Source organism: Micromonospora musae, assembly GCF_003626635.1.
GTDB classification, from domain to species: domain Bacteria; phylum Actinomycetota; class Actinomycetes; order Mycobacteriales; family Micromonosporaceae; genus Micromonospora; species Micromonospora musae.
In genome coordinates, this window is the sequence record NZ_RAZT01000002.1 from 300,734 (window position 1) to 325,240 (window position 24,507).

General features: G+C 70.6%; 15 protein-coding genes. 7 read left to right on the forward strand and 8 right to left on the reverse strand.

The annotated features are described in order from the left end of the window. From D7044_RS04380 to D7044_RS04385, 3 genes are all read right to left on the reverse strand, one after another. Positions 1-219 carry a GntR family transcriptional regulator gene (locus D7044_RS04380; RefSeq protein WP_120688042.1) on the reverse strand — a complete coding sequence of 73 codons (219 nt, stop codon included), beginning with the start codon at positions 217-219 and terminating at the stop codon, positions 1-3. Positions 220-918: 699 nt separating this feature from the next. Then, positions 919-1,899, reverse strand: coding sequence for a hypothetical protein (locus D7044_RS32090; RefSeq protein WP_147434576.1), 981 nt, complete (start codon positions 1,897-1,899; stop codon positions 919-921). A 34-nt stretch (positions 1,900-1,933) separates the two neighbouring features. Continuing rightward, complete coding sequence (locus tag D7044_RS04385; protein ID WP_120688043.1) at positions 1,934-8,458, reverse strand: RHS repeat domain-containing protein; 6,525 nt, start codon at positions 8,456-8,458, stop codon at positions 1,934-1,936. Positions 8,459-8,737: 279 nt separating this feature from the next. Between D7044_RS04385 and D7044_RS04390 the strand changes: the two genes are divergently transcribed. Beyond that, positions 8,738-13,411, forward strand: coding sequence for a LamG-like jellyroll fold domain-containing protein (locus D7044_RS04390; protein WP_120688044.1), 4,674 nt, complete (start codon positions 8,738-8,740; stop codon positions 13,409-13,411). 279 nt (positions 13,412-13,690) lie between these two features. On the opposite strand, the gene D7044_RS04395 is transcribed toward D7044_RS04390, so the two are convergent. Continuing rightward, positions 13,691-14,677 (reverse strand): App1 family protein, encoded by a 987-nt coding sequence (locus D7044_RS04395; RefSeq protein WP_233563510.1) that lies wholly within the window; start codon positions 14,675-14,677, stop codon positions 13,691-13,693. 224 nt (positions 14,678-14,901) lie between these two features. Between D7044_RS04395 and D7044_RS04400 the strand changes: the two genes are divergently transcribed. The 3 genes from D7044_RS04400 (at position 14,902) to D7044_RS04410 (ending at position 18,110) form a co-directional block, all read left to right on the forward strand. Further along, positions 14,902-16,524 (forward strand): hypothetical protein, encoded by a 1,623-nt coding sequence (locus D7044_RS04400; protein ID WP_120688222.1) that lies wholly within the window; start codon positions 14,902-14,904, stop codon positions 16,522-16,524. 10 nt (positions 16,525-16,534) lie between these two features. Then, positions 16,535-17,332: a peroxide stress protein YaaA gene (gene yaaA / locus D7044_RS04405; protein WP_120688045.1), complete on the forward strand. Its 798-nt coding sequence runs from the start codon at positions 16,535-16,537 to the stop codon at positions 17,330-17,332. A 103-nt stretch (positions 17,333-17,435) separates the two neighbouring features. After that, a complete protein-coding gene (locus D7044_RS04410) occupies positions 17,436-18,110 on the forward strand; it encodes a hypothetical protein (protein WP_120688046.1) in 675 nt (224 codons plus the stop codon). Positions 18,111-18,200: 90 nt separating this feature from the next. Here D7044_RS04410 and D7044_RS04415 read toward each other — a convergent pair whose 3' ends face one another. Then, positions 18,201-19,166 carry an SDR family NAD(P)-dependent oxidoreductase gene (locus D7044_RS04415; protein WP_120688047.1) on the reverse strand — a complete coding sequence of 322 codons (966 nt, stop codon included), beginning with the start codon at positions 19,164-19,166 and terminating at the stop codon, positions 18,201-18,203. Positions 19,167-19,248: 82 nt separating this feature from the next. Between D7044_RS04415 and D7044_RS04420 the strand changes: the two genes are divergently transcribed. Together D7044_RS04420 and D7044_RS04425 are read left to right on the forward strand one after the other, a co-directional pair. Then, positions 19,249-20,160 (forward strand): AraC family transcriptional regulator, encoded by a 912-nt coding sequence (locus tag D7044_RS04420; protein ID WP_120688048.1) that lies wholly within the window; start codon positions 19,249-19,251, stop codon positions 20,158-20,160. 104 nt (positions 20,161-20,264) lie between these two features. Continuing rightward, entirely contained in the window at positions 20,265-21,215 is a 951-nt protein-coding gene (locus D7044_RS04425; RefSeq protein WP_233563497.1) for a TAXI family TRAP transporter solute-binding subunit, read from the forward strand. A gap of 184 nt (positions 21,216-21,399) precedes the next feature. Here the strand turns inward: D7044_RS04425 and D7044_RS04430 are convergent, their stop codons facing one another. The 3 genes from D7044_RS04430 to D7044_RS04440 form a co-directional block, all read right to left on the reverse strand. Next, complete coding sequence (locus D7044_RS04430; protein WP_120688049.1) at positions 21,400-22,836, reverse strand: sensor histidine kinase; 1,437 nt, start codon at positions 22,834-22,836, stop codon at positions 21,400-21,402. A gap of 9 nt (positions 22,837-22,845) precedes the next feature. Next, positions 22,846-23,502, reverse strand: a complete 657-nt coding sequence (locus D7044_RS04435; RefSeq protein WP_120682788.1) for a response regulator transcription factor — start codon at positions 23,500-23,502, stop codon at positions 22,846-22,848. 178 nt (positions 23,503-23,680) lie between these two features. Further along, positions 23,681-23,992: a hypothetical protein gene (locus tag D7044_RS04440; RefSeq protein WP_120682790.1), complete on the reverse strand. Its 312-nt coding sequence runs from the start codon at positions 23,990-23,992 to the stop codon at positions 23,681-23,683. A 122-nt stretch (positions 23,993-24,114) separates the two neighbouring features. On the opposite strand from D7044_RS04440, the gene D7044_RS04445 reads away from it, so the two are divergent. Further along, on the forward strand, positions 24,115-24,453 hold the full coding sequence (locus D7044_RS04445) for a DUF952 domain-containing protein (RefSeq protein WP_120688050.1): 339 nt from the start codon (positions 24,115-24,117) through the stop codon (positions 24,451-24,453). Positions 24,454-24,507: the final 54 nt, after the last annotated feature.

Here is a 24,507-nt window from a genome sequence, read left to right on the forward strand (position 1 = left end):
TCACTCCGCCACGTAGACACCCTTACCAGGATGTCCCACGACCAACTCTCGGTCCTTCAGGATCGTCATGACTCGGTTGATCGTGGAGATGTGCACGGCGTACTGCTCGGCCAGCTCGCGGGTGGACGGCAACTTGACGCCAGGCGCCAGCTGCCCAGACTTGATCTTCTCCGCGATCTCGTTGGCGATGCGCCGGTAGTCAACCTTCTCGGTCGGCATTAGTCGATCTCCGTCGGTTCCCTGGCTTCGGCAGGCCAATCTGATCACGGAGAACCTGTTCCAGCAAGTTTCTAGTTGTGGCAGATAGTGCTTGACCTGCTCCTACAAGTTGGAATAGGTTGGTGCATAGCTGGTTCCCTGGTTTCGGCAAACTCCTGGGTTCCAGCGACACACCCACCTGGGGAGCACGACGCGTGGACTCTGCCTCCCAGGTGGGCCCCAATCGTCATCCCGGGAAGGGTCCCAACCGTGCCGATCGACGAGCCGGTGAGCAGGGCAGCTGAAGTGTTCGCCGCTATGAGGACATTAGAGGCCCACTGGACTCGGGCGCTCGACCAGCCGTGGCGAGTAGGTGGGTGCCTGCAATGCCAGGACCGCAGCACCTGTCGTCAGCTTGACTGGTCCCTGACTGTCGTGGCCGACGTCGCGTCTGTCATGTTGCAGAAGACGTAACCCAGAAGCCTCGCCACCCCACCCCGAGCGGCACCAGCAGACGGAAACCTGGCGTAATTCAGCTCGCACAGAGGCCTTCATAGGCCGGCACCGCGACAGGCTCTGACCTTTTCCGAAGAGCTTCTCCGGTGCCGCCCGCACGGAACCGAACTCCCGCATGTGGGTCGCTTCGCCGTTCGGGCTGAATCAAGGTATCCGGCCGCATCGCCATACTCGCCCGCCCGTCTTTTACGCACGATCCGCCTCCTACTTCACTTCCACCTCTAAGACTTCGTCCTTATTCCCATTGGAATGGACAATCGCTATCCGACGCCCATCGAGAGCGGCACCTACCGCATAGAAAGGGCCGGAGGCGAGGAGTTCAACGTCCCTGCTTCCGGCAGACACCAGCCAAGCGCCCCTGCGGCCGTCCTTCACACCGGTCACCACCACCGAGTCACTGTTGGGTACTACCGCCAACTCATATGGGGTTCTGAACTCTGGCCCAAACTTCCGCAATTGACCGGAACGGGGATCGAATACGAGCGGCTGCCATGGCACATCTGGGTCCTCGAACGAGCCCACCGCATTGACGGACGCCAAGAAATATAGCTTGCCATCGGTGCCAACATCCGCGAAACCTGCGCGTCCTGGCGTGGCGCAGCTCCCATCATTCAAGAAGCCCGCCCGCAGATCTAAGTCAAGATCGTCCGTGGTTTGATAAGAAGGAAAGGGTGTAGCCTTACCGTTCTGGAACAGACCCATCCCCCTGCACTGGCCGGTTACCAACTCCAACCAGCCTGTCCGCATGTCGGGGTTCCACTTAACTAGGCGGTTAGGCGCGCCCAGAGACGCAATCCCGATAAGCTTCTGGCCATCGATTTTCGCCGCAAACCTCTCGTCCGTCTCGCCACACGTTACGACCGCCGCGAGGGTTCCGTCTGGAAGGGTAGACAGGTCAAAGAAATGCGAGTTGGCGCAGAATTCAGCGGGAACCAATTCGAATGGCCTCAGTTCGCCATCACTGGTGAATTCAGCAAGGCTGGGGTCATCGTCAGAACCACGCGTATAGAGGGCGAACAGGCGGTTTCCGTTGTTCCAGGCAACGTCAACGATATGCGCGGCATCGGTGCCACCCAGGCGGCGTGAGGGAGCAGGCTCCTCAGGGGCGCATGATGCCAGCAGTAAGGTAGCGGCAGCCAGGATGCTCGCACAGCGACGTGCGGGATGCGTCACGTTATCGCTCACCATGGCTGCCGCACTCCCGTCTCCTTACTCTCACCTAGAAGAAGCAGGTTCCTGCACAGCTTTCAGAAAGAGCCTTTTGGACACCGCTGATCGCCGCGTCCGTCGCAAAGATATTGAGCCCCCTGTTTGCGATCGTTACGCCTACCGTATAGGTACCCGCTCCACCGTGGACGTCCACGGTATTCTGCTTTGCTGCAGCACTCGCCGCCTTACGCCCGATTGCAATTCCAACATTATTGTTTCGAAGGTCGCGACGCATTTCAATCACGCCCCGCTTGCCTTCCCAGTGATCAATCTCATGAGCTACACCGAACATCCGGGCCTCGTCTTCCGAAACGCCATTGGCCACCATGATGGCCATCCAGAGACCGTGATGCAGAGCATTCCACGTTGGGTCCTCTGCACTGACACCCACTGGTCGCACTGCAAGCTCATTCTCGGATTTATCGAAGGCCTGCTGGGCGATTAAGCATTTAACGGCACCTACCATTCGGCACCATGCACGTTCGTGGGGCCCAATCGCGCCCGAATTCGCTTCGGCATCCGTGTTGCTGTAAGAACGGCATACGCGGTCCGCTCCCGGGAAGAGACAGGTCTTTGGCTGGTCGCCCCACTTCTTGAACATGTCGTCGGCACGCTGGATCGCCTTCCGCTCCCCATCGGTGAAGGCGTGGCAATTGCTCATCCGGATGCCTTTGCAGGCACGCAGCGTGTTGTCTTTCTTTTGTTCCGTTTCGCACTTCGCTCCGCAGCCAGAGCCACCGTACCGCAGCTCGGTGTTTATTTCGGACTGCTGCGACGGCTTGCCCCCCTCCCACTGGGCGTCTTCGGGGCTCAGCCCACTCGGATCACTGAGGGTTATGGGAGAATTGTTTGCATAACTGTAGCCGTTCCACTGCTGTGGTCCTGCGGCGTTCAAGATCGAGTCGACGGTAACGAATCTGCCAATAGCAGGGTCGTAGGCGCGGGCGCCAACACTCGTCAGCCCGGTGGGGCTCATCGGCTTGTTGAGGAAGCCGCGGTTGTCGGGTGCGGTGACGACCGCCCCGCGGGCTCCGCCGTACGGGGTGTACTGCCGCCACGTCGGGTTCTGGGCCGTGTTGTCGAGGTAGAGCGACGGCGTGCCCTGGTGGTCGGTGACGACGAAGGTGTAAGCCGTGCCGCTACCCGAGCGGACGCAGGTGCCGCCGCCAGGCAGGTCGTAGTAGCGGTTGCCGCTGACGACACCGGTGGCGGTGTTGAGGGTGTGCTGCTGCCCCGGCAGGTAGAGCGTGTTCTTCCCGGGCTCCCTCTGGACCATCAGGTTGCCGTCGGCGTCGTAGATGAAGGTGTTGTCGCCGCTGGTGCCGCCGGTGACCTTGGTGAGCTTGCCGGCGTCGTCCCAGGTGAGGGTCTGGTTGCCCTGGGCGGCATTGCGTCCGGTGGTGTTGCCGGCGGCGTCGTAGGTGTAGCTGCCGGTGCCGGTCGCCGCCCCGGTGGTCGTGGTGGAGGTCAGGGTGTGCGGCTTGTTCTGACCGTTGCCGTCATAGGCGTAGGTGGTGGTGGTGTCACCGGCGGTGCCGAGGCCGTGGTCGACCTGCTTGGTGCGGTTGCCGATGACGTCGATGCTCCAGCTCGTCCAGTAGGCGCTGCCGCCACCGATGCTGTTGCCGACCATGCTCTTGCTGCTGCCAGTGGGCGTGACCGCGCAGTCGTCGGTGGCGGTCCAGGCCTCGGTGAGTCGGGCGAGGCCGTCGTAGCCGTAGCACTGGGTTTCGGCGGGGGTGCTGGCACCATTCCGCTTGCTGATCTTATGGGTGATGTTGCCAGCCAGGTCGTACTTGTACTCCTGCTCGTCGACCGTCGACGGGGTCGTCTTGTTCCGGGTGACGAGTTGGTTGGTGAGTCGGCCGGTGTGCGGATCGTAGGTGTTGGTGACGTAGGCGGCGCTCGTCGAGATACCCAGGGATTGCTGGTCGACTCGGCCCCACGCGTCGTAGCTGACATCGGTGGTGTAGCTGTTGAGCCCAACTAGGGATTGCGGCATGTCGAACTCGCTGTAGCCATGGAACACCGTCTCCGACGGGAGGCCACCCTTGGCCGGGTACGTGTCCGTCAACAGCAGGCCCAGGACAGAGGTGTACGTGTGGCCGAAGGTGTACGAGCCGGCCAGCGCACCCTCGGAGTCGGGGATGGTGACCGTCGTTCCGAGGCTGTTGCCGAAGACGTCGAACGCCTTCTGCTGGCTGGTGTAGGCCTGCCCACCCCGGTAGGCGATGGTGGTGGTCAGCTTGCCGATCGCCCTGGTAACCCCCGCGACGGCGTTGCTGTTGTCGTACACCCACGCGGCCCGCTGGTTCGCCGACGTCTGGTTCGCTACCGTGCCGGTGAACTCGCCAACCTTCCGGTCGAGCGCGTCGTAGGCGTAGGAGAGGGTCTTGCCTCGGCTGTCGGTCGTCTCGACGAGGTTGCCGTTGGCGTCGTAGCCCATCGAGCTGTTCCCGGCGTCCGGGTCGGACTTCGCCACCACCTGGCCGAGCAGGTTGTAGGTCGAGGTCCAGACGTTGTTCTTGGCGTCGGTGAGCGTCGACTGGTTGCCGTGGCTGTCGTAGCCGTACTTGCTCACGGTCGCCGTGCCGCCGGTCGCGTTGAAAGTGCCGGTGAAGGTGTCGGCCGGAGTGGTCACCGTGGGACGAGCGGTGTATTCGTGCAGCTCCGACTGCCGGCCCAGCGGATCGGTGAGAGCGGCCTTGACGACGCCGCCGTCCGGTGGCACGACGGTGGTGCGGTCACCGGCGAAGACGGTCGTGGTCGTGGAGACGGTGACGCCGTTCTTCGCCGCCTGTACGATCACCGGTCGACCGAGGCCATCGTAGGTGGTGAAGGTCTGGTTGGGCACCTGCTTCTTCAGATCCGCCGCCGAGACCGGGGCGGTGACCGTCGGGTCGGCGGCGTCGTCCCACCAGCCGTTGTACGACGCCCGCACCCAACCTCGGCTGTCGTAGAACGTGTCGGTGATCATCCGACCGTCGTTCGGCGCCTTCGTCTGCGTCTGCCGCGTCCGTAGCAGCGCGTCGTACAACGCCACCGATGTGATGTAGGCGTTCGAGTTGTTCAGTTTCTGACTGGTGACCGCGGTGACCCCGGTCTTCGACACGGTGTAGGTGAACTTCTGGTTCGCGAGGCTGCTCGTCGCCCGGTTGTTCAGCCACACCGCCGTGTTGCGGCCGAGCGCGTCGTACTGCTGGCGCGCCACGACGGAGTTCGGGTCCGTGGCGGTCAGCGTGCTGCCGCGCCTCGGGTTGACCGTGCTGGACGCGGTCTGGCTCAACGCGTTCGTCGTCGATGTGCCGGTGACCAGTCCGACACTGTTCATGGTGTAGGCGGTCGAGGTCTTGTTGCCCTTGGCGTCGTACGCCTCGGTGACCCGGCCGTACGAGTCGTAGGCGGCCCGCCCGGCGGTCTGCCAGGCGTAGGCGTTCGAGGTCCAGTCCTTCGCGACCTGGGTCAGGGTGACGTCGCCCTTGGTCGGCGCCTTCGGCTGGGGGAAGGTGGTGGCGAAGCTGGTGTCGTCGTAGAAGGCGCGCTCCGCCGTCACCACCTGAGCGGGCCGGTCGACAGTCGCCGGCGCGGTCAGCGTGTTGACGCCGCCCGGCTCCGACGCTGGGCTGCCCTGGGTGAAGCCGCCGCAGGCGACGGAGACCGTCTCGGTCTGGCTGACCAGGCCGGCCAGGTTCTTGCCGGCGTTGACCGGAGCGTAGGTGTAGCTGGTGCACTGGTCGTAGGCGACGTTGGTCGGGACCGTGTAGGCGTAGGTGTGCTTCAGCTCGCCGAAGGTGGGGCTGGTGGTGTCGGCGTCGTAGCTGCTGTCACTGCCCGTGTACCGCCAGGTGGTCGAGCCGCCGCTGGTGACGGCCTGCCGGCTGTACGTCTTGATCGGTGCCACCCACTGCGCGGTCAGCGCCGGAAGGCCGGTGCGCGCCCGCGTCGCGGTGGCGCCGGAGACCCAGTAGGAGTTGATGGTGGAGGAGTCGACCCGGCCGCCCTCACCGAGATACTGGGTGCTCTCCAGCTCCTTACCGGCGAGCTCGTTGACGTCCTCATGGGTGCCACCGGCGGAGTCGGTCAGGTTGACCACGGTGGTGTTGTTGTTCTTGCTCATGCCGCGGTAGTAGGTGGTCTCGGACTGCGTGCGCCGATCGTTGACGCCGTCGCCGTTGAAGGTCTGCACCTTGGCGTAGCCGCGGAACTGGCCGTAGGTCCGGTACTTGGCCTTGACCACCTCGTTGTCGTCGAAGTGCCAGGCCGCACCGTCGAGGTACTTGTAGCTGGTCTTCACCGCGGGCGCCCCACCCGTCGGGTCGGTGGAGACGACCTGGGTGACGGCGTACTTGTTGAACCAGTCACGGGTCTGCTCGGTGAAGCCGTCCGGAGTCCAGTACACCGGGTAGCAGGACTTGGTGTTCGACGCTGGGGAAACGGTCACCGGTGCGGTGCACGGGTTGGGCAGCTCGTAGCTGGGAGAGATCACCGAGCCGCTCTCGGTGGTGATCGCCGAGATGCGCTGCCGGTAGAAGTTCGGCAGGCCACCAGTCACGTCCACCCGGTTGGCCAGCTTCACACCGACGAAGGAGACCGAGGGCAGCGAGATCGCGCTGGTGGAGCCGCCGGCGCTGAGGTCGTGCCCGGTGCGCGTGATCGAGCTCAGCCACAGGGTCGGAGAGGTGCCGTCCCCGGTGGCGGGCATGGTTTGGGTGAAGGCGTACGAGTCGACCTTCTCGTGCTGCGAGGTGGCCGTGTTGTACTGCTGCGCCTCGATCGACGTCAGCCGGACGGTCGAGAAGAACGACGGGCTCCAGCTGTCGCAGTCGGTGCCCTCGTTGCAGACCAGGTCGAAGGGCACGTCCGGCCAGTTCGCCTTCGTCGACGAGTTCAGCGGCTGGCAGGTGCCGGAGAGGCAGCGGTCGCCGGTCTTGAACACGATCCGGTTCGGGACGGTGCCGTAGGCGTTGCCGTCGGTGAACCCGTAGTCGATCCGGGCCAGGTGGCTGTCGCGGATGTAGGAGACGTCGATGGCGCCCTTGTTCCGCCCGTAGTAGTTCTTGTCCTGCTCGTAGTAGTACGCCATCGCGTTGCCGTGCGTGTCGGTGACGTAGTCCAGGTTCCACCGGTACGCCATCGTGCAGACCGACGAGGAGAAGCCGGCCGAGTCGTAGCAGGGGTCACCGGAGTGCGGCGAGTAGACCGGCGTGTGGTCGACCGACTTCGTCTCGGCCTTGGTCGACGCCCAGCCCGGCAGCCGGTTGCGGCCGAACTCATAGGTGGTGCCGTCGCGCAGCGTCACCCGCCAGTAGTCCGTGTTGTAGGTACCGGAGCCGTTGCCCGAGTTCTCGACGTGGGTGATCACCTCGCCGTTGTCCGACTCCGGCTTCCACACCTTCTTCGTCGCGTCCCAGACGAGCGCGGTCGAGGAGCCGTTCAGCGACAGGGTGAGGATCGGCCCGTCGTAGCACCGGTCGTAGGTCTTCACCGGTGACGGCTTGCCACCCGGGTCGTCCTGGCAGGACGCGAAGGTCTGCTCGACGTACGACCGCGGGGTCGACCAGCCGTCACCCAACCAGGACGCCTGTGCGTTGGTGGAGACGGTCTGCCCGTCCACGCTGCCCGAGTCGTAGGAGAGCGCCACCGTCGGCACCAGGCCGGACGCCGCGGGCGGCACGGTGATCGGGTACGAGTAGGTGAAGGAGCCGGTGCTCCCACCGCCGGTCCAGGATCCGGACGGCTTCAGGTCGGTGGCGGCGTAGGTGCCCCCCTTGCCACCCTCCTCCCCCGCCGAGGCGACCGCTGCGAGCACGGTCGCTGCGCCGGCCACGCGGGACCCAGCGTCGGTGGCGAGCGGCACCTCGGCGGAGACCGTCTGCGCCGCGAGGTCGTTGGACGACGTCAACGGCGTCGCCGTTCGGCAGCTGTCGAGCGTCGGGGTGGTCAGCGCGCACGCCGGCAACGTCACGAGCCGCAGCCGGGAGCCGTAGTTGCCGCCGAACGCCTCCGCGAACTGGGCGTAGTCCACACCGACGCGAACGGCGCCCGAGGCCACGTCCGGGGTGACCGAGAGCAGCACGCCGTCCACCCCGGCCGCCTCGGCCGCGGTCCGGTCGGCGACCCGGACGTCGACCCGCCGCGGGCCCGCGTACCGGCCGTCCTTGACCACCGGCTGGGCCCAGACCGGAGTGCCCGCCGCCCGGACCTTCGGCGGCGCCGCCGACCGGGCGGCCGACGATACGGCCGGGGAGGTCAGTTCGAGCTGGGCGGACGCGGCCTTCGGCCACGCCGTACGGGTCGGCTTGTACGTCGTCGCCGCGTCGTCCTTCGGCGTCACGAACTTCGTCGGGAGGGGCTTCACGCCCTTCACCGAGGGCCCGGGCGAGACCGCCGGCGGCTTCGCCAACCCGTCGTCCTTGGGCTTCGCCGACGCCGGCGTACCCGACAGCAAACCCGCCACCAGCGACGCCGCCGCCACCACCGCGACCATCCGCGTGGGACGGCCCCACAGGCGCAAGCCCCCGTGTTGCCCGACCATCCGAACCTCACCTCTGCGAGATACCAGGAGAACCACGCAGGGTGACAGGACGCGCACCCCCGTGGCGCGAAACAATCTTTCACGTTGATCGCGCCAGAAGATCACGAGAAGTTAACGATCGGTTGGGCCGCTCTGCACCAAATGGGGGCCAGGCTGCGCGAAAGGGATGGCGTGATGTGACACACGTCGTGCCGGTCCGCCGAATCGGCTGCTTCACTGTGGCCGCTCAGCGCACTGGAACAACCGTCCAGCGCGGACCGACACGGGAGATGCCACCCCATGCACGAAGACAGCCCACCGCTGCACACCAGACGGAGGAGGGCCACCGCGACCGGCGTCGCGGCGGCCCTCCTCCTGGCCGCGGCGGCCGCCGCACTGCCCAGCACCCCAGCGGCCGCCGCACCCGAGAAGCCCACGACCACAGACGCGCCGCTCACCGCGGATCAGGCCATGGCCGAGGCCCGACGGACGGGCAAGCCGGTGGAGGCGACGGCGGCGGGCACGTCGACGTCGGTGGTCACCGCCCGGCCGGACGGCACGATGGAGTTGACCCAGTCGGCCGTACCGACGCGTACCCGCGTCGACGGCCAGTGGAAGGACCTGGACCCGACCCTCGTCCGCAACCCTGACGGCGGCATCAGCGCGAAGGTGACCACCAACCAGGTCCACCTGTCGCCCGGCGGCAGCGGGCCGCTGGCGAAGCTGGTCAGCGGCGACCGGACGCTCTCCATCTCCGCGCCGCTGACGCTGCCCGCTCCGACGCTCTCGGGCCCGACGGCGACGTACGCCGAGGTGCTCCCGGGCGTCGACCTCACCGTCCGGGTCACGAGCGAGGGCACCTTCTCGCACGTCTTCGTCGTCAAGAACCGCGCCGCCGCCGCCAACCCGAAGCTCGCCACCCTCGACCTGAGCACGACCAGCGAGGGCGTCACGCTCGCGGCCGACCCGGCCGGGAACATCGTCGGCCGGGACCGTCGGAACCAGACGGTGCTGACCGCCCCCGCCCCGACCATGTGGGACTCCAGCGCGGCACCCTCACCGGCCGCGCGGGGTGCCTCGTCCACCGCGGTGGCCCCGGGCCGGGCGGCCCGGACCGCGCCCATCGCCGTCAAGCTCAGCCCCGGAAAGCTGCGCCTGACCCCGGACCGCGACCTGCTCACCGACTCGAAGACCGCGTTTCCGGTCTTCATCGATCCGACGTTCAGCTGGACGCCGGTCGGGCAGAAGATGTCCGGCTGGGCGAGCATCTCCTACCAGCACCAGTCGACGAACTACTGGAAGAACACCCCGGACCCGCAGGGCCGGATGCAGGTCGGCAACTCGGGCGAGCAGCGCTCCAACACGCTGATCAACTTCCCGGTGCCCTACGGCACCCTCGCCGGCGCCGAGATCTACGACGCCATCTTCAAAATCACCAACACGTGGTCGTGGAGCTGCGACGAGAAGACCGTCTACATCTACGGCCCCAGCACCACCCTGTCCGCGTCGAACGCCACCTGGAACTACTGGGAAGGCGTCAGCAAGGGCAGCGCGATCGCCTCGGCGAGCTTCGCGTACGGCTACAGCGGCTGCGCAGCTAACGCCGCCTCCTTCGACATCACCGACCAGATCAAAGCGGACGTCACCGCGCAGCACGGGACGCGCACGCTCTGGATGGTGGCGGCCAACGAGGCCAGCGACACCCAGAGCTGGAAAAAGTTCCTCGAGACCAGCCCCACGCTGACCATCCGTTACAACCACAAGCCGAACACGCCGACCGGCATGACGACCTCGCCGAGGACCGCGTGCGCGGGCGGCACCACGGTCGGCGACGGCCCGGTCTCGCTCTACGCGCCCGTCTCCGACCGAAACGGTGGCACCCTCGGCGTCACCTTCAAGCTCTGGAAGACCAGCGATGCCAGCAAGACGGCCATCGCCTCCTCCAACCCGAACCTGCTCACCTACCCGTCGGGCAGCACGGCGGTCCTCGTCGTCGACGTCGGCAAGCTCAGGACTGCGGCGGGCGGAGCCGTCACCAGTTTTTCGTGGACAGTCCAGGCAACCGACTTCCGCACGCCCAGCAGCTCGTCGGCAACCTGCACCTTCGAATTCGATCCGACCCGGCCAGGAGCGCCCTCGGTGCCCGAGGTGCCCGATCTCACGACCACCGTCGGCGAGCCCTTCACCATCGACGTCACCCCCGCCGTGAACCCCGGCAATGACACCAAACCCGACGGCTACACCTACCAGCTCAACGCCGGCCCGCCGGTCGAGGTGACCGCCACCGACGGCGTGGCCACCATCACCGTCGTACCCACCCGGTTCACCAACACGCTCACCGTCACCAGCATCTCCAGCGGCGGGAACATCGGTGACAGCGCACGCCTCGTCTTCAACTCCCAGCCCGCAGCGATGGCGGCCGACGGCGACCTCAACGGCGACGACGCCCCGGACCTGCTGACCGTCGGTGGCAGCTACGGACTTCCTCCGGGGCTGTGGCTCCTCCCGGGCGGCAACGAGCACGCCGCCGCGGCCGGGACGAACATCGGCGCGCAGGGCACCGGAGCCCTCAGCAACTCCCCCACCGCCTTCGACGGCGCGCAGGTCCTCAGCGGCCACTTCACCTGCACCGGCCTGCAGGACGTGCTCGCCTACTACCCCACCGGGAACAACGCCGGCGGCGGCGCCGTACTCCGTGCCAACGGCGACGGCAGCGTCCTCCAGTCCAGGATCGACGGTAACCAGTCCCCCCTGATGGCGGACCTGCTCAAGGACACGGACGGCAACGCTCCGCTCCAGTTGGCGAATGCCGGGGACACCCGACGCGCAGGGCTGCCCTGCCCCGACCTCATCGGCACCAGCGGCGACCCCACCACCGGCTATCACCTGACGTACTACGAGGCCCTCGGAGCGCCCGGCCTCTACTTCAACCCCACACACGTCCCCGTGCCGACCCCGACCGGGGACGACGCGTGGAACGAGTGGACCCTCGCCACCGCCCAGATGTCCACCGGCACCGCCATGTTCCTCTGGAACCGCACGACCGGCGCCCTGCACCTCTGGACCGACCTCGGCTACAACAAGGACAACGACCAGTTCACCTACACCCCCTACCAGCTCTCGACCAGCTGGAACCCGGGTGCGGACCTCAAGCTCCAGGCCGCCGACATCAACAGTGACGGCACGGCCGACCTCTGGACCGTCGGCGCCGGCGGCGTGACGCGCGCCTGGCACGTCGGCGACCTGGCGGCCGGCACCGGAACGATCACCGCCCAGCAGCCCCAGACGCTGGTCACCTCCGACCACAACTGGCTGCTCGACGACGGCACGACGGGCCCGGCGACCAACGCGTCGGACGTGGCGGGCACTTTGCACGCGACCGGCACGGGTGGTGTGCAGTGGAGCACCGGTGGGACGTTCGACCCCGACGTGCTCTTCGACGGCACCAACGGCGCGCTGACCACCGGCTCCGCCGCGGTGAACACCACCGCCGACTTCACCGTCGCCGCCTGGGTCAGGCCGACGGCCCTCGGTGGCACCGCGCTCTCCCAGAGCGGCACCAACACCGCCGGCTTCCGGCTCTGGACCAACGCCGCCGACAGGTCCTGGCGGTTCACCATGGCCCGTACCGATGTGGCGAGCCCCGTCCTCGACACCGCGGCGAGCGCTCCCGGCACCGCGCAGGTCGGCGTCTGGACGCACGTGATGGTCAGCTTCACCAAGGCGACCGGAACGATGACGCTCTACGTCAGCGGCGTCAACGCCGGAAGGGTGAGCCATCCCGCCACGTTCAACGCCGCGGGCGGCTTCCGGATGGGCGGTCACAAGACCGGCGCGAGTACCTGGGGCGGCTGGTTCGCGGGCGAGCTCTCGAACGTCCAGACCTGGAACCGGGTCTGGACGATCGACGCGGACACCGCGGCCAGCGGCGACGTCGCCGGCGTCACGGGGTCCAACGGCACCGTGCTGGCCTACCGGCGCGGCGGTGACGGCTGGATCTGGGGCAGCGGCCAGGTCACCGTCGGCGGCAGCTTCGGCGTCTGGAAGCGCATCGGTAACCGCGGCGGCTTCATCGGCAGCCCCACGGCGTTGAAGGGGGCCAACGGCACGATCGTCGTCTACGCCCGAGGCATCGACAACCAGATGTACGGAGTCGGGCAGCCCTCGGTGGGCGCGGCCTTCACGAACTGGGGTGCGGTGGGAACCGGGCAGCCCGCCGCGGGCTTCGCCAGCGACCCCAGGGCGGTGCTGACCACCAACAACACGATCGCGATCTACGCCCGTGGCGCGGACGGCTGGGTCTGGGGCACCAACCAGGCCACCGTGGGTGGCGTGTTCGGCACCTGGCGGCGCATCGGCGTGGGTGGGGCCGGCGTTGCCGGACTGCCGTTCGTCACGAAGGCCGCCAACGGTGCGATCGTCATCTACGCACGCGGCACCGACAAGAAGATGCACGGAGTCGGACAGCCTACGCCGGGCGCCGCGTTCGGCACCTGGCAGAAGGTCGGTCTGGCTGGCCCGACCGACGGGTTCGTCGGCGACCCGGCCGCGTTGCTCGGCGCCAACGGCACGCTCGTGGTCTACGGCACGGGTGCGGACGGCAAGCTCTACGGGGCGGGCCAGCCGTCGGCCGGCGCGGCCTTCGGTAACTGGTCCGTCGCGGGCGCGGGGCAGCCGTCCTTCAGCGGTCGTCCGGCGGCGCTGCTGAGCACCACCGACCGGATCGTCCTTTACGGACGCGGCGCCGACGGGAAGATCTGGGGCACCGGGCAGTCCGCCGTCGGCGGAGGCTTCGGCACCTGGGGCGCCATGGGGGCCGGCCAGCCGTCGAGTGGGTTCGCCAGTGACCCGAGCGCGGTGCTCGGTGGAAACGGCGCCATCACCCTGCTGGCCCGTACCACCGACAACCGGGTCTACACGGTCGGCCAGCCCTCGGCCGGGGCGGCGTTCGGGAGTTGGACGGAGATCTCCTGACGCGCTGATGGTGCCGCGCCACGGTCTTCCGTGATGCGGCACCGAAGCAACCGGGCCCTGTCCTGCGACGCGATCGCGTCGCAGGACAGGGCCCGGTTCTCGCTGCGGCTCGACGTTGCTCGTCACCGAGGTCGGCGATGAGCCTGAGGTACCGCCGCTGGGCGTCCGCTGGCCCCGACCAGCCGCTTGATCGACTCGACCTTCGGGCAGGTTGGGGTGTCGCGAGCGGGCGGACACCCCGACTTCAAGGAAGCCGAGTCGATCAACACCGGCCGTACGTCAGACCAGCTCCGCCTCGCAGAGCAGCTTCCAGAGCCCGGCGCCGTCGGGGGCGGAGAACCACCGCTGCCCCACCGGCCCCTCCGCGTGCGGGCGCTCCGCCGGGGCGGGCAGGCCACCGGCGAGCACCGCCTGGGTGGGTGAGAGGCGGCGGATCGCCACCCCGGCCACGTTCTCCGGGTGGGCCGCCGCGAACTCGCGGTAGATCTCCTGGTCGTGCTGGCCGTCGTCGCCCACGAGCAGCCAGCGCACGTCCGGGAACTCGCGGGCCAGCCGGGCCAGGGTCTTGCGCTTGTGCTCCATGCCGCTGCGGAACCACCGGTCGGCCGTCGGCCCCCAGTCGGTGAGCAGCAGCGGGCCGGCCGGGTAGAGGTGCCGAGAGAGGAACCGGGTGAGCGTCGGCGCGACGTTCCACGCGCCGGTGGAGAGGTAGAAGACGGGCGCGCCCGGGTGCGCGGTGACGAGCCGTTCGTAGAGCACCGCCATGCCGGGCACGGCGGCCCGGGCATGCTCGTCGAGCACGAACGTGTTCCACGCGGCGAGCAGCGGCCGCGGCAGGGTGGTCACCATGACCGTGTCGTCGATGTCGGAGAGGATGCCGAAGCGCACGGCCGGGTCGAGGATGCGCACGGGTGCCTCGACGGCCTCGGCGTCGGGCATGCTCAGCCGTACGCTGCCCCAGCCCGGCGGCAGTTCCGCCTCGACCACCGTGTCGATGAACCCGCTGCGGTCGGTCTGCGTCTCGTGCCGCACGCCGCCCGCCTCGATGGTGACCGTCACGTGCTTCGCGGGGAGGGTGGTGAAGCTGCGCCAGCCACGGACCTTCTCCAGCCGGGACCGCTGCCGGGTGTCCGGGCGGCCGATCAGCACCCGGCACATCACCCGCACCCAGCCGGGGGCGCCGTAGCAGGTGTACGCGACGATGTTGATCCGCCAGCCCGTGCGCCGCAGGCGACGCTCGAAGAACTGGTGGACGGCGTCCTCCATCCGCGCCGCCCGGTGCAGACGCGGAACGGCCAACTGGCCGGCAGGAGTCGGTGGCACGCTGACACCCTGCCACACGCGCGCGGCGGCGGCCACGCGGGCGATCTCCGTTCGACGGCCCGCCCGGCAGGGTCCGAGGTCGCGGAGCCGACCCGGTCTGCCCGATCGCCCTCGCCCGGCTCGGCGAACGTGAAACACTCCGGTCGGACGACGACGGGGGCGTGGTCGTGGCGCAACCTGTGCAGCAGCACCGCCGGCGGCGGCGTCGGCGGCTCGACCGCCCGGCGCTGGTCGCGCTGCTGCTCGGGCTCGCCGGGTTCGGCTATCGGCTGGTCCTGACGCTGTTCACGGTGCCGGTGTCGAACAGCGACGAGGCCACCTTCGGCCTGGCCGCCCTGCACATCGCGCAGGGGCGGGAGCATCCGGTCTTCCTCTACGGCCAGCGCTACATGGGGATGCTCGAGTCGTACCTGGCCGCGCCGCTGATCGCGCTCTCCGGACCGAACTGGCCGGTGCTGCGGGTGCCGATGCTCGTCCTCTACGCGGTCTTCCTCTACCTGATCCACCGCCTGATGCGCCGGATCTGCTCGCCCTGGTTCGCCACGTTCGTGATCGGCCTGCTCGCGCTCGGCCCGGAGCGGGTCGTCCGGGACCAGTTGACGGTGGTCGGCGGCCGGCCCGAGGCGAAGGCGGCGGTGCTGCTGATGCTGCTGATCGCGGTGGGGTTGGCCGGCGGCACGATCCGACGCCGCCGGCCGGCCGTCGGGCTCTTCGGGCTCCTTGCCGGCCTGGCCCTCTGGTCCGACTGGCTGATCGTTCCGTACCTGGCGGTGGTCGGGCTGCTGCTGGTCTACGCGGTACGCCGGGACCTTCTCGGTTGGGCCGGGGCGCTGCTGGTGGTCGGCTTCGTGGTCGGCGTCGCCCCGATGATCTGGGACAACGCCGTCGCGCCACCCGGCCAGGACTCGCTGTCGGTGTTCCGGGAGATCAGCACCAAGGAGGGTCCGTCGCCGCCGTGGTCGCAGCGCCTGGAGGGCGGTCTGCTGGAGGGGGTGCCGCTGGCCAGCGGGCTCTGCCCGATCGGCGGCTGCGCCCCGTCGCAGCAGTGGTTCGGGGCGATCTACCCGCTGCTGCTGGTCGGCTCGGCGGCGTTCGCGCTGATCGCGTACCGACGCACCGCCGGTGCGCCGCTCGCGGCTCGGATCCGGTGGGTCACGCACCTCGCGCTGGTCGCGGGCGCGGTGCTCACCCTGCTGGCGTACGTGCGCAGCCCGCTCTCCGCCACCGACCCGCTGGGCTACGCCCGGTACCTGTCGGTGCTCCAGCTCTCCCTGCCGGCGGTGCTCTGGCCGCTCTGGCTGGCGGCGGAGGCCTGCTGGCGGGGCACGGTGGGCGCGCTCGGCCGGTTGACCGGGGCGGTCACGACCGGGGTGCTGGCCGGGCTGGCGGCGGCCGGCCTGGTGGTCACGGTGCTTTTCGCCGCGACCGGTCTGGCGGCGTCCCGCGACGAGGAGCGGCAGGCCCGCGAGCTCGCCGCCACCCTGCGCGCCGACGGTCCCCGCGAGGTGTACGCCGGCTACTGGGTCTGCAACCGGCTGGTCTTCAACACCGACGAAGAGGTGATCTGCGGGGTGCTCGACGACAACCTGATGCCCGGGCAGAACCGGTACCTGCCGTACTGGCGGCAGCTGGGTCGGGCCGAGCGGCCGGGCTACGTGGTGGAGGCCGGTTCGGCGGCGGACCGGCACCTGCGGGGGCTGCTCGGCGACCGGGTCGAGACGACCCCGGTACGCGACGTCGGCCGCTACCGCGTCTACCACCCGGAGACCCCGCTGCGGCCCTGGCGGTAGATTCCACCGGGTGCTCATCCTGCTGCCGCCCTCCGAGGGGAAGGCCGACACCGGCACCGGCCGGCCGCTCGACCTGGCCAAACTTTCCCTGCCGGAGCTGAACCCGGCCCGCGAGGAGGTGCTCGCCGCGCTGGTCGCGCTCTGCGCCGGGCCGGACGAGGCCACGGCCCGCGCGGCGCTCGGGCTCAGCGAGGGTCAGCAGCACGAACTGCGGCGCAACGCTCGGCTGCCGCGGGTCGCCGCCGCGCCGGCCGCCCGGATCTACACCGGGGTGCTCTACGAGGCGCTGGACCTCCCGTCGCTCCCCCCGGAGGCCACCCGGGCCGCGCGCCGCTCGGTGCTGATCAGCTCCGGGCTCTGGGGCGCCGTACGCCTCACCGACCGGATCCCGCCCTACCGCTGCCCGGTCGGGGCGAAGCTGCCCGGCCCGGGCGCGTTGGGGGCGTACTGGCGGCGGGTGCTGGGGCCGGTGCTGACCGCGGCGGCCGGCAATCGCCCCGTGCTCGACCTGCGCTCCGGCGCGTACGCCGCGATGTGGGCCCCGCGCGGCGAGGTCGCGGAGCGGACGGTGACCGTCCGGGTGCTGCACGAACGCGAGGTGGACGGGGTTCCGGTCCGCTCCGTGGTGAGCCACTTCAACAAGGCCACCAAGGGACGGCTGGTCCGCGACCTGCTGCTCGCCGGCGCCCGGCCACGGACCGCCGACGACCTGATCGGCGCGCTGCGGGACCTGAAGCACACGGTGGTGGAGCAGCCGGCGGCGGTGGGCCGACCACGGCAGGTCGATCTGGTGGTCACGCAGCTGTAAGGGCGTGCGCAAGATTTCCTCAAGGCTGGGCCGGATCGGTTCCGTGCCCGGCCCGTACCGGTCACGGTAGGAATACCCCGACTCCGACAAAGGAGTACCTCCGTTGGCCCCCGACCCCGCCCTGCTAGACCGGCCGCGTCGCCCGTCGACGCCGCCCCCGCTGGACTGGCTGACCCTGGCCGACGCCTTCGAGGCCGCCTGCCTGCTGCGCTGCACGCCACCGCCGGCCGGGCCGCGCCCCCATCGCGCGGTGGGCCGGCACTCGGCCGCGGTGGTGGAGTTCAACCGGGAGGACGCCGCACAGCGGATGCGGCAGCTGCTGGACCGGCTGGACATCCCCGTCGAGCACGAGATGGCCTTCGGTGGCCTGCGCCGCCGCTACGAGCTGCACCGCCTGCGGGTGCCGGCGGCGCACCGGGCGCGCTACGCCCGGCTGATGGAGGCCGGCTGGTGGCAGGGGCGGCGCGAGCTGCTCGCCGCCCCGGTGCCCGGCGCGTCGACGCCACGCCGGGTCTGGGTGCCGCGGTTGGCCGCCGCGGCCTGGCGCTCCGCGCTGCTGGCCGGGGGGCGGCACGTCCGCCGGCACATCCTGGGGGTACGCCTCACCGACCGTGAGCTGGCGGCCGTGCTGATCCGCAGCGCCGCCCTGCTCCGGGTGCCGGCCGAGCTGCGCCCGGGCACCGGCTGTTTCCTGGTCAGCGTGGCCGACGGCCCGGACCGGCGAAGGATCCTGCAACACACCGCGCTGGCGCCCGCCCCGGCTGCCGAGTCGGCCTGACCACAGGCCGGGGCGACGGCGACCTGATCAGGCGCGCCCGGCCGGGGCGAGCGTCGACGACGCCGGCCCCGGCGGGAACCGGGTCGCCCGTCAGCGGGAGGTCAGGGCCTGCTCCGCGTACGCCCAGAGACGATCGGCCGTGGCCGGGTCCGTCGCGTGCACGGCCACCCCGCCGTTCGCCTCCGGCCCGCCGACCACCACCTCGACCTCCTGGTTGTCGCTGAAGTAGCGGCCGGTGACCCCGTCGACCAGCGGCGAGGCCGCCAGCAGCACGGTGGTCGCCGCGCCCTGGGCGGGTGTCTTGTAGTAGGGCAGGTCGATCCGGTTGCCGGCCTCGTCCAGCACCCCGAACGACCGCAGGGTCTCCTCGTCCATGTGACGTTGCAGCTGGGTGTTGATGTAGCCGGGGTTGAGCGCGTTGGCGACGATGCCGTCGGCGGCCCACCGCCGGGCGATGCCCACGGCGAGCAGCACGTCGGCCGTCTTCGACCGCCCGTACGCCGCCCACTGGTCGTACGGCTGGCGCGCGAACTGCGGATCGTCGAAGTCGAACGCCTCCCGCAGGTGCGCGCCGGAGCTGACCACCACGACCCGGGCCGAGCCGGCGGCACGCAGGCTGTCGTGCAGGCCGCGGGCGAGCGCGAAGTGGCCGAGGTAGTTGGTGCCGAGCTGCAGCTCCCAGCCCTGCGGGGTGAGCTGCCGGGTGGGGATCGCCATGATCCCGGCGTTGGCGACGAGCGCGTGCAGCGGCCCCTCCCAGGCCGCGACGAACGCGTCGACCGAGGCCAGGTCGGCCAGGTCGAGGGCGGCCGCCCGCACGACGCCGGGGCCCGGTCCGGCGAACTCCGCCACCAGCTCGTCGGCGCCGGCCGGGTTCCGGGTGGCGACGGTGACCTCCGCCCCGGCCCCGGCGAGGGCGCGGACGGCCGCGGCGCCGATGCCGGAGGCGCCGCCGGTGACGATCATCCGGCGACCGGTGAGGTCGACGCCGTCGAGGATCTCTGCGGCGGTGGTACGGGCCGTGAAGGGCGTACGGGTTCGGGTCTCGGCGCTCATGGGATCCACGCTACGAACGCCCCCTCGGACTGTCTGTAGTTTAGAGTCCGTCACTCTTTAGTGAGCGTCCATTGGAGCGGTCGTGGATCCGTTGGAAGAGGTGCTCGCGCTGGTCGGCGTGACCAGTCAGCTCTCCGCCGCGCTGGCGGCGGGCGGCCGCTGGGCGCTCCGCTTCGACCCGCCGGCCGGCGTCAAGTTCAACGCCGTGCGGAGGGGCAGCTGCCTGCTGCGGGTCGACGGCGTACCCGAGCCGGTGGCCCTCGCCGCGGGCGACTGCTTCCTGCTGACCCGGCCCCGGGCGTTCACCCTGGCCGGCGACCCGGACACCCCGCCCGAACCGGCCGGCCCGATCTTCCAGACGGCCGCCGACGGCGTGGCCCGGGCCGGCACCGGCGACGACGTCCTCCTCATCGGCGGCGCGTTCTCCTTCACCGAGCGCGCCCGCACCCTGCTCCTGGAGGCCCTGCCTCCGGTCATCCACGTTCCGGCCACGACGCCCGAGGCCGCGACCGTGCGCTGGGCCGTCGGGGAGATCGGCAACGAGCTGCGGACGACAGCGCTGGGCGGCACCCTGGTCGCCGAGCATCTCGCCCTGGTCATGCTGATCCGCATCCTGCGGCTGCACCTCGCCCGCGCCGGCGGCTCCGGCTGGCTGGCCGGCCTCACCGACCCGGTGCTCGCACCCGCGCTGCGGGCGATGCACGCCCACCCCGCCCAGCCCTGGACCGTGGGCGAGCTGGCCCGGGTCGCGGCGGTCTCCCGGTCCACGCTCGCCGCCCGGTTCAAGGAGGTCGTCGGCCGGAGCCCCGTCGAGTACCTCACCGGCTGGCGGATCGAGCTCGCCGCCGACCGGATCCGGCGCGGCGACGACACGCTGGCCGGCGTCGCCCGGGCGGTCGGGTACGGCTCGGAGAGCGCGCTCAGCGTCGCGTTCAAACGCACCACCGGCCTCACCCCGCGCGCCTACCGCAGCCGATTCGCCCCGACGGGCTGAGATCCACACCGGCGCATTGCCGCGGTTCACACGAGCCGGACGGCCAGCCACGCCCGACGGCGCGGGGGTTGCGCGGGTGGGACGCCGGGCGCAGAGTGCAGCCCGTGAGTCGTACCCGGCCCGGACGCGCCGCCCCACCCGCCACGCTGCTGGCCGTGCTGCTCGCCGTGAGCCTCACTGTCGCCGGCTGCCGGGACGCGCCGGGCGAGCCGGTGACGATCCGGATCGCGACGGGCTCCCCGACCGCCGTCTACCACGCGTTCGGGGAGTCGCTGGCCGCCATCCTCAACCGGGAGCTGCCCGGGGTGCGGGCCAGCGTCGTGGTGACCGCCGCGTCGGCGGAGAACGTCCGCCTGGTCGGCGGCGGCCAGGCCGAACTCGGCTTCACCCAGGCCGACGTGCTGCCCGCCGCCCCCGGCGCGGACCCGCGGGTGGCCGCGATCGCCCGGGTCTACGACGACCAACTGCACCTCGTCACGTCCGGCGGCGGCCCGGTGCGCACGGTCGCCGACCTGCGTGGCCGGCGGGTCTCCCTCGGCCCCGCCGGCTCCGGCACCGAGATCACCGCGACCCGACTGCTGGACGTCGCCGGGCTCGGCGGTGACCGGGTCCGCCGGACCCGGCTCAACCTGGACGACTCGGTGGCCGCGCTGCGGTCCGGCCGGATCGACGCGTTCTTCTTCTCCGGCGGCCTGCCGGTGGGGGCGATCGCCGACCTGGCCGGCGGCAGCCCCACCCGGATCATCGATCTCGGCGCGTGGACGCAGCCGCTGCGGGAGCGCTACGGCGAGTTCTACGTCTCCCGGGACATCCCGCGCTCGGTGTACGGGTTGGATCCGGTCACCACGGTCGCCAACCCGAACTTCCTGATCGTCCGCGCCGACCTGCCCGAGCCGCTGGTCCGGAACGTGACCCGGCTGCTCATGGAGCGCCGTTCGGAGCTGGCCGCCGCGCATCCCGCGGCCCGACGGATGAGCCCTCGCTCGGCGATCGCCACCTCGCCGCTGCCGCTGCACTCCGGCGCCGCCGCCTGGTACCGAGCGGCGAAGCCCTGACCCGGCTCGAAACCGACCCTAGTGCGGTGTCCAGAAACGTTCACCGGGCCGCGCCGGGCCCAGACGACGACCGGCCGCGTTGGAGTCGGGCCTGGATACAACACCGGTATCCAGGCCCGACTCCGCCTTGCCGGACCGCCGCCTGGACCTCGCCGCGACACCGCCAACGTTCCTGGACACCGCACTAGCCGGCGGCGGCGGGCAACCGCCGCGGCACCGGGTCGGCCTCGGACGCGGGGGGCGGCGGCCCGTCGTCGGGCCCCGGGAACCAGAGCCCGGCGACCAGGCCGCGCGGCTCGCCCGCCCACATGGTGAGCCGTCCGCCCGAGGCGTCGACCAGCACCGCCGCGATGGCCAGGCCGAGGCCCGCGCCGTCCAGGTTCTGCACGTCCGGCGCCCGCCAGAACCGCTCGGTCGCCTGGCCGAGCTGGCTGGCGGTCATTCCCGGCCCGTTGTCGCGCACCTCGAGCGCCACTCCACCCTCGTGGGCCGCCACCGTCACGCTGACCTCTCCGCCGGTGCCGCTGAACTTGACGGCGTTGTCGATGAGCGCGTCGAGGGCCTGGTCGACGGCGGTCGGGACGGTCCGGGCGTACACCGGCGCGTCGCACGTGACGAGGTTGAGCGCTACCGATCGGTGCCGGGCCAGTGGTCGCCAGGCGGCGACCCGGGAGGCCGCCACCTCGGCCGCGTCGACGGTGACCCGCTCGTTCTCCTGACGCTCGGCGCGGGCGAGGGTGAGCAGCCCGTCCAGCACCAGCGCCAGCCGGTCGGTCTCCTCCAGGGCGAGCCGGTGCTCGGCCCGGCCCTGCGGATCGGTCAGGCTCGGGCCCAGCTCCTCCACCCGCAGCCGCAGCGCGGTCAGCGGGTTGCGGAGTTGATGGCTCGCGTGGGCGACGAAGGCCCGTTGCCGGTCCATCACGTCCGAGACCGCGTCCGCCATCGTGTTGAAGCTGGCCACCAGCCGGCGCAGCTCCGGCGGGCCGAGGTGGTGCTGCACCCGGGCGCTGCGGTCACCCTTCGTGATCTCGTGGGTGACCGCGTCCAGTTCGGTGACCGGTCGCAGCACCCAGCCGGCCAGCCCGAAGGCCGTCAGCACACACGCCAGCACGGCGAGCAGGCCGATCCCGGCGAGCAGCAGCCACCAGGTGGTGACCGTACGGCGCAGCGCGGCGGAGGGGCTGGCGGTGACGACCGCCCCGAGCACCTCGCCGCCGTCGTTGATGGGCACCGCGACGATCACCGGCCCGCTCTGCCACGGCCACACCGACTCAGGGCCGCTGACCTGCTGCCCGGCGAGGGCGGCGTCCAGCGCCAGCGTGGTGCCCGGGGCGCCGTGCCAGCTGATCGAGTCGACGACGGTGTCGCGGTCCCGGTCGACCACCACCGCGCCGATGCCGTAGAGCGCGTCGTAGCTGCGCAGCTCGCTCTGCAACGGGCCGGTGCTGCCGCCGCGCAGCGCGGGCCCGGCGAGCGAGGCGAACCGGGTGGCGTCGGCGAGCCGGTCGGCGCGTACCCGGTCGGTCTCCCGGGTGGCGAGGATCAACGCGAGCGGGGTCTCCAGCGCGATGAGGACCAGCACCATCAGCAGCAGGTAGCTGATCACCAGCCGACGACGCACCGGATCACCTCACTCGCTCCGCAGCCGATAGCCGATGCCGCGTACGGTCTCCACCAGCCGGGGATCGCCGAGCTTGCCGCGCAGCGAGCCGACGTGCACCTCGACGGTGTGCCGGTCGGTCCACGTGGTGCCCCAGGCGTCCAGGAGGATCCGGTCGCGGGGCACCGCCACGCCGGGCTGCCGGGCGAGGGAGAGCAGGACGTCGAACTCCTTGCGGGTGAGCGTGACGTCCCGGCCGTCGACGGTCACCGTACGCGCCGACACGTCGATGCGGACCGCACCGGCCTCGATCAGGTTCCGCTCCGGCGCGGCCTGCGCCGTACGACGCAGCACCGCCTCGATCCGGGCCTGCAGCTCCACCATCGAGAAGGGCTTCACCACGTAGTCGTCGGCGCCGAGCCGCAGGCCGAGCACCCGGTCGCGCTCCTCACCGCGGGCGGTCACCGCGATGATGCCGAGCTGGCTGCTGCGCCGGCGCAGCTCCCGGCACAGGTCCGTGCCGTCCCCGTCGGGCAGGGTCAGGTCGAGCAGCACCAGGTCGCACGGCGCCGCGGAGAGCGCCGCGGCCACCGTCGCCGCGTGCTCCACCTGGTAGCCGCGGCGGCTCAGCGCGGACGACAGGGCGGCGGCCACCCGGCGATCGTCCTCGACCAGCAGGATGCGCACCGTGCCCCCCATCCGTCGAACCCTCGTCCTGCGAAATGGTGGCAGAAGCTGGGTGCGGGCGGGAGGGCCGCCCCGGTGGCAGGCCCCGCCGGACGGCCGAGGCCGCGGCTGCCGGCCCGCCCGACCACGCCGGGCGGCGCGTCGGCGGGCCCGGCGCGGGCCCGGGTCGGGCCGGCGGTCAGAGACCGAAGGTGTCGTCCGCGATGCCGTCGCGTACGCCGTCGACGAAGCCACGGAAGGCCGGGTCGTCGTGGCTCGCGGGCACGCTCGTGATGTTCTCCCCGGTGGCCTCGGTGACCGCGTCGACCAAGGGTGGATAGTCGAGCTCCGAGTCGCCGAGGGAGTCGTCGTCCCCCTCGGCCAGGTTGATCACGTACTGCACGTCGTCGGAGGGGGTCTCCGGATCCTGGGCCCAGTCGCTGCCGGCCTGGTAGCACTCGTCGTACAGCGCACGCTGGCTGTCGGTCCAGTCGTCGTCGTAGTTCCGCATCGCCCATCCCTCCGCGATCCGCTCCACCTTCGAGCATGCCGGGCCGGACCCGGGCCTCGGGCCGGTACCGGGGAAACGGCGCGCGCCGGTCGTACCCACAGCCGCCCGCGTACGCTGCTGAAATGATCTACAAGCTGCTGCCGACGATCGAGTGGGACGACGCCCGCGCCGCCGGCCACCTCTCCGGCACGGCGGTGGACCACCAGGACGGCTTCATCCACCTCTCCGGCCACGACCAGCTGGTGGGTACGGCTCGGCGGCACTTCGCCGGGGCCACCGGACTGACCCTGCTCACCGTGGATCCGGCCCGGCTCGGCGAGCGCCTGCGCTGGGAGCCGTCGCGCGGCGGGGAGCTCTTTCCGCACCTCTACGGCCCGCTGCCGGTGGCGGCGGTGGTCGAGGCGCGGGCGTTGCCGGCGGACGTGCCGGCCGCCGACGCGGTGGCCGCGTTGATCGGTTGAGGGCTCGCTATGCTACGCCGGGTCCCGCGCCCGGCCCGCACACTCCGTCCCGTC

Bases quoted from the DNA above. Each gene is read 5' to 3' on its own strand.
- D7044_RS04380 (WP_120688042.1), bottom strand. From the start codon at position 219: ATGCCGACCGAGAAGGTTGACTACCGGCGCATCGCCAACGAGATCGCG.
- D7044_RS04385 (WP_120688043.1), bottom strand. From the start codon at position 8,458: ATGGTCGGGCAACACGGGGGCTTGCGCCTGTGGGGCCGTCCCACGCGG.
- D7044_RS04390 (WP_120688044.1), top strand. From the start codon at position 8,738: ATGCACGAAGACAGCCCACCGCTGCACACCAGACGGAGGAGGGCCACC.
- D7044_RS04395 (WP_233563510.1), bottom strand. From the start codon at position 14,677: ATGGAGGACGCCGTCCACCAGTTCTTCGAGCGTCGCCTGCGGCGCACG.
- D7044_RS04415 (WP_120688047.1), bottom strand. From the start codon at position 19,166: ATGAGCGCCGAGACCCGAACCCGTACGCCCTTCACGGCCCGTACCACC.
- D7044_RS04440 (WP_120682790.1), bottom strand. From the start codon at position 23,992: ATGCGGAACTACGACGACGACTGGACCGACAGCCAGCGTGCGCTGTAC.
- D7044_RS04445 (WP_120688050.1), top strand. From the start codon at position 24,115: ATGATCTACAAGCTGCTGCCGACGATCGAGTGGGACGACGCCCGCGCC.